Raw genomic sequence first — 5122 nt, forward strand, 5'->3', positions numbered from 1 at the left:
CGTTGCCGAGGCACATCTGCGCGCGCTGCTCGACCCGGCGAACCGGGCCAGCCCCTGGAACCTGGCACCGTGGGACGCCATCAGCAACCCCGACCACGCGCGCTGACTCCGTACGCGGAAATGGGTCCATGAGTCGCTCACGCTCTCAACGGTCGGCCTCGCAAGACTCTCGGTCGGAAGACTCCGGCCGAGGTGCTTAACGAGCACCTACACCCAGCTCGAGAAGCCGGTGTTGCGACGACCGGTTGAGTCCGCCCCGCTTTCTTTCGCGAAGGGTCGCAACGGGTGGGCCTGCGACCGGTTTGCGACACCCAAGGTCCAGCAGGAGGCGCCCCGGCCGACCGAAGGCAGGCCGGGGCGGCAGTAGCGAAGTCTCCGCCAGGACGGCGACGTCGAGTTACTCGTCGATGCACCGAGGTTGGACAGCTCATGGGTCGCCGGCTGTGGCACACCTGGAGTGTCGTCCTGTCCGGTGGCTGCAGGATCGGGTTCCATGCGAACCAGCCCGGGTGGCCTCGAGTCCGTCGGCCCAGCACGGTCTTTCATCGGTTGCGCACCGGGCGGCACGTCAACGAATCGGGGCGATGGAAAGCCATCCGGGAAGACATCGGTTACGAAGTCAGGCGCCCGCGATGGCTGTAACTCACGGGTGCGTGCGCAGGTGGTGAGTGATGATGCCCTGAATGTCGGGACGCCCGCGCGCCGCGAGAGTGCTCACCCAGCACAGCCAGGAGACACCAGGAGTTTTTTGGGCGCCGATGTCGAGATCTGGTGGCTGGCTCCGTCCCCGTGGTGAACCCTTCCACAACGAGGAGCGCGACATGAACCAGCTGGCCGGCGGACGCCGTATCGTCACCAACATGGCCCTCTCCCTCGATGGCCGCTACGCCGCCCCGGACAACCCGCTCGACATGAGCTGGGTGATGCCCTACGCAGTGTCCGACGTCGCCCGCGACCATCTCACCAGCCTGTGGGGGACGGCGACGACGGCCCTGCTCGGTCGCGTCAACGCCGAGGGTTTCCTCGGGTTCTGGCCCAGCGTCATCGGCATGGAGGGCGCCGACCCGCGCGACGAGGGCTTCGCGAAGTGGCTCACCGGCACCGACAAGGTCGTCCTCTCCTCCACCCTCGACACGGCATCATGGGAACGGACGGTGATCGTCAACAAGCCGACCGCCCAGGCCGCCGACGACCTCAAGGGCACCCGAGGCGGCGACATCCTCGTGCTCTCCAGCGCGAGCGTCATCAAGGCACTGCTCGCAGCCGACAAGATCGATCGGCTGGCCCTCACCGTCTTCCCCGTCCTCCTCGGCGGCGGACCGCGCATCTTCGACGACGGCCTGCCCGCCAGCAAGTGGACACTCGTCAGCCAGACCGCCGGCGAAGACGGCACGCTTGCGCTGATCTACGACCGCACCCACTGAACCGAACCCGACAGGCCCCCGGCTGCTCATCGGTGCACTATCCACCCACACCGAGCGCATAGGAACACTCAACGAACCTGATCACCGCCAGGAGAAACTGACCACAGCCGACCAACGTTCACTCCACCTGACAAAGCGCCAGCTCAGCACACAGTCCCAGCCTCCATTCCCTCCGTCACCGAGCCGTAGCAACCGGGCTTGAACCGCTACCGCCACCAGACACCAAACTGATCAGCTCAGGCCGACCCACGACCTGCTGACCAGAAAAACCGCCCCTGGACACCGCCCTCGCCGTGCTCGGACTGGAATGGGCGAGGGCGTAGAAGCCCGCTCGGGCCACTGTGCGTCGATGCAGGGCCCTTGGGCACGGAAGCGCGCGCGGGTTTCCGGCCAGGGCGTCGCGCTGTCGTGGCTGGAGCAGCCGATGCCGCCGCAAAGAGGTCGTGAGTCGCGCCTTGGTCTGCCGTTGATCAGCGCCACCCGCCCGTACGCCTCATAGCGCTCGTGGCTGTCCTCGCCGTCTACCAGATCGCCTGCGGGCTCCTGCTTGGTGCAGCGTGCGAGATCCGCGCGCGAAACGCGCCACCTCCTGAGGGTCATTGCCATGATCTCCGCCTTGCGACCTTGGGAGCAATAGAGGTCGGGGCTCAGAGAGGCCCGCCGCACTACATCGGTTCGACGAGGGCAGCCCGCCATTCAGGCTGCGGGTCCGTTCCCAGGCTCGTCCAGTACTCCGTCCCACGGACGACCTGCCCGTCACGGACAGTCCAGAACGATGCCGCGCGGAAGACGCCAAGACTGTCGTGTGGCACTTCGACCTCGGAGACGACTTCGTCGCCCTCGGCCACCACCTTGAGCACCCGAATCGACCAGCCCTCCGGATATTCACGGTTCACCGCGACGTAGTTTTCCCGGCCGATGATGCGTTCGAGGCTGATCGGCCACTCGACAACGACATCCTCCGCGATCAACTCGGCGACGCCTGCCCAGTCCCGAGCCTGGATCCGGTCCCACAGTGTCTCAATCACCTTTGAAGATTCCATCGACGGAGCCTCCCACACCGGTCTGACAGAAGCCTCACCAACGACGAGTCGATCGTTCCCGAGGTCGTTACGACCTTGAGGGCAATGCGGGTGGGCTTGGTCCGTGACATGAGAAGGGCCGTACGGGTTGGGTAAGTTGTGAAGCCGACCTGGGCCCGTGCGGCCTGCTCTCATCCTGCCCTGTGCGGAGTCTCTCGCGCACACTTCGACAAGTTGCTCGAAGAACTCGCACCCAAGTGGGAAGCGACCCGCGAGTCCGCACTGTGTGAGCGACGTGGTGGCGCCCGGCGGCGCGCCGTGGGCGCGGGGCGCAAGCGACGGCTGGTCTTCGCCGACCGGCTGCTGCCACCCTGGTCTGCCTGCGCCTCGGGCTGCCGCACGCCGCCCTGGCCGAGCTGTTCGAAGTCGACCGCTCGACCGTCTCCGCCGCGATCCGGGAAGTCAGGCCACTGCTCGCGGCCCGCGGCTTCGCCGTCCCCGACCGTCCGGGCCTGCGGATCCGCACCCTGGAGGACCTGTTCGCCTATGCCGGGGCCGAGGGCGTCGAGATCCGCATGGACGGCACGGAAGTTCAGGTCAGACGCCCACAGGTAGGGCGTCCCGGGCGCAAGGCATTTATTTCGGGCAATAAGAAGCAGAACACCATCAAGACGACCACGTTCAGCGACCATCAGGGCCGCACCCTGTTCTCGGGTGTGATCCGGCCAGGGCGGATGCACGACCAGACTGCCGTGCGTACCGAGGGCATCGCCGAGCAGTTCCGCCTGCGGCCGACGGTGAAGGCGAAAGTCGACTCGGGCTACCAGGGCCTGGCCAAGGAGTTCCCCGACCAGGTCAGCGCCCCGCCGAAGAAACCGGCGGACGATGCGTGCGAGGGCGACAAGCGGGCCTGGCGCGAGACGCGCCGTCGCCAGTCCTCGCAACGGATCGTTGTGGAACACGCCAACGCCGAGTACAGGCAATGGCACCCGCTCCAGCGCTACACCGGTCGGCGCGAGGACTACGACGAGACCCACCGGGCCATCGCCGGCCTGGTGTCCGACCGATCCGCCCGCCGGGCGACCCGCCGCACGGCGAGCACCGAACTGGTCCTCGTCCGCACGGCGGCCTGCTGATCACCCACCAGCCGAACCGCCAGGCCAACACGCCCCGACCTTAATTGCCCCCAGGGTCGTTGGAGTGGTCGCGCATCAGAGTGTTCCTCCGCTGGAGGAGCTCGTTGGCGAGCTCGACTTCGGCTGGGGGCGTCGGCGTGATCGACTTACGGATGTACTCAGGTCTCCGACCGCTGCGCGAATCGGTCAACTTGACCCGGCCCTGAAGGACCGGGCTTGCAGGTAGGGCGCGGCTGGCTGCCGTGTGACCTCCCGCATCTGAGTCACCTACGGACAGGAGACTGGGACGCGTGACTGGCGCCCCGCAATCCACGCAGCCTCGCCCTTGCGGGCGATGTTGCGGGATGCGTTCAGGTCGGCGTGCGCAACGACTCCGCACGACCTGCATCGGAACCGGGCCTGCGAGGCCCGGTTCCGCTGGTCTGCATGTCCGCACTCGGCACAGGTCTGGCTGGTGTACGCCGGGTCGACGAAGACCAGGGGCACGCCGGCACGGCGTGCCTTGTAGGCCAGGAACTGCCCGAGCTGGGCGAATGCCCAGGAGTGCACCGCGGCCCGTTGGGGCTTCTTGAGCCGTACCCTCGACCGGATGCCCTGCAGGTCCTCCAGGGCGATACCGCGCGAGGTGCGTTCAGCCTCTGCCACGATGCGTTTCGAGATGACGTGATTGGTGTCCGCGGCAAACCGCCGCTCGCGTCGCGACCGCTGCTTCAGCCTGCGCTTCGCGGACTTCGTGCCCTTCTTCTGCAGCTTCGCTCGCAGTCGTACCTGTCGGGCCCGGTACCGGTTCAGCCTGCGACCGGCGAGGACGTCGCCGTCGGACGTCGTAGCGATGTTGACCACGCCGAGGTCGACGCCGATGAAACCGTCCGGATTCTCGTTGAGCTCGGCCTCGGGGACCTCGCAGGTTGCGAGGAGGTAGAAGTTGCCGTCGCGATGGACGAGGTCCGACTCACCCTTCCGGTACTCCCGCAGGACCTTGAGCTGGTTGGCAGACCCGGTGAACTGGACGCCCTTGAGGCGGCCGACCGTCGTCCATATGGATACGGTGCCTGCATCGTGCTGCCAGCTGACACACCGATCGTCGTACGGTTGCGCCGCGCCGGCCCGAAACGTGATCGGTTTCGATTCCGCCTGGACCCGCCGCTTCGAACGCCGTTTTCCGAGATTCCCCGCCGTGATATTCGCATGAAGGGTCGTGTACGCGTCCCGGACCTTCTTGATCACGTGCTGCGCCGCCTGAGCACCCAGGCCGCGAGCCTTCAGCTCGGCGTACGTGTGTTTCCGCAGCTCGTATTCGCGCGGCACCCCGCGGTCGAACGCGACCTGGGACACCCAGTTTGCGCTGTCATTGCATGCGAGCAGGGTCGATCGCAGCGCGGCCGCCTGCTCGGCGGTCGGCAGCAACTTGGCCTGCACGACGATCTTCACGCGACGAACCGTACTCCTCGACACTGACAACGGGCCTGCTCTGGGAGGCAGTTACCGAGGTGCAGCACCACCGAGTGTCGGCAATCACCGTCTGGTCGGCCGCGGGACA

The 5122-nt window shown here is 66.8% G+C and carries 4 protein-coding genes; 2 read left to right on the forward strand and 2 right to left on the reverse strand.

The annotated features are described in order from the left end of the window. The first annotated feature begins 821 nt into the window (after positions 1-821). Positions 822-1424, forward strand: a complete 603-nt coding sequence (locus ACWEN3_RS41025; RefSeq protein ID WP_452982179.1) for a dihydrofolate reductase family protein — start codon at positions 822-824, stop codon at positions 1422-1424. A 665-nt stretch (positions 1425-2089) separates the two neighbouring features. Here the strand turns inward: ACWEN3_RS41025 and ACWEN3_RS41030 are convergent. Continuing rightward, a complete protein-coding gene (locus tag ACWEN3_RS41030; RefSeq protein ID WP_452982182.1) occupies positions 2090-2467 on the reverse strand; it encodes a nuclear transport factor 2 family protein in 378 nt (125 codons plus the stop codon). Between the two features lie 554 nt (positions 2468-3021). On the opposite strand from ACWEN3_RS41030, the gene ACWEN3_RS41035 reads away from it, so the two are divergent. Then, a complete protein-coding gene (locus ACWEN3_RS41035) occupies positions 3022-3582 on the forward strand; it encodes a transposase family protein (protein WP_452982185.1) in 561 nt (186 codons plus the stop codon). Between the two features lie 267 nt (positions 3583-3849). Here ACWEN3_RS41035 and ACWEN3_RS41040 read toward each other — a convergent pair whose 3' ends face one another. Continuing rightward, positions 3850-5013, reverse strand: coding sequence for an RNA-guided endonuclease InsQ/TnpB family protein (locus ACWEN3_RS41040; protein WP_452982188.1), 1164 nt, complete (start codon positions 5011-5013; stop codon positions 3850-3852). Positions 5014-5122: the final 109 nt, after the last annotated feature.

It is taken from the genome of Streptomyces sp. NPDC004561, assembly GCF_053602155.1.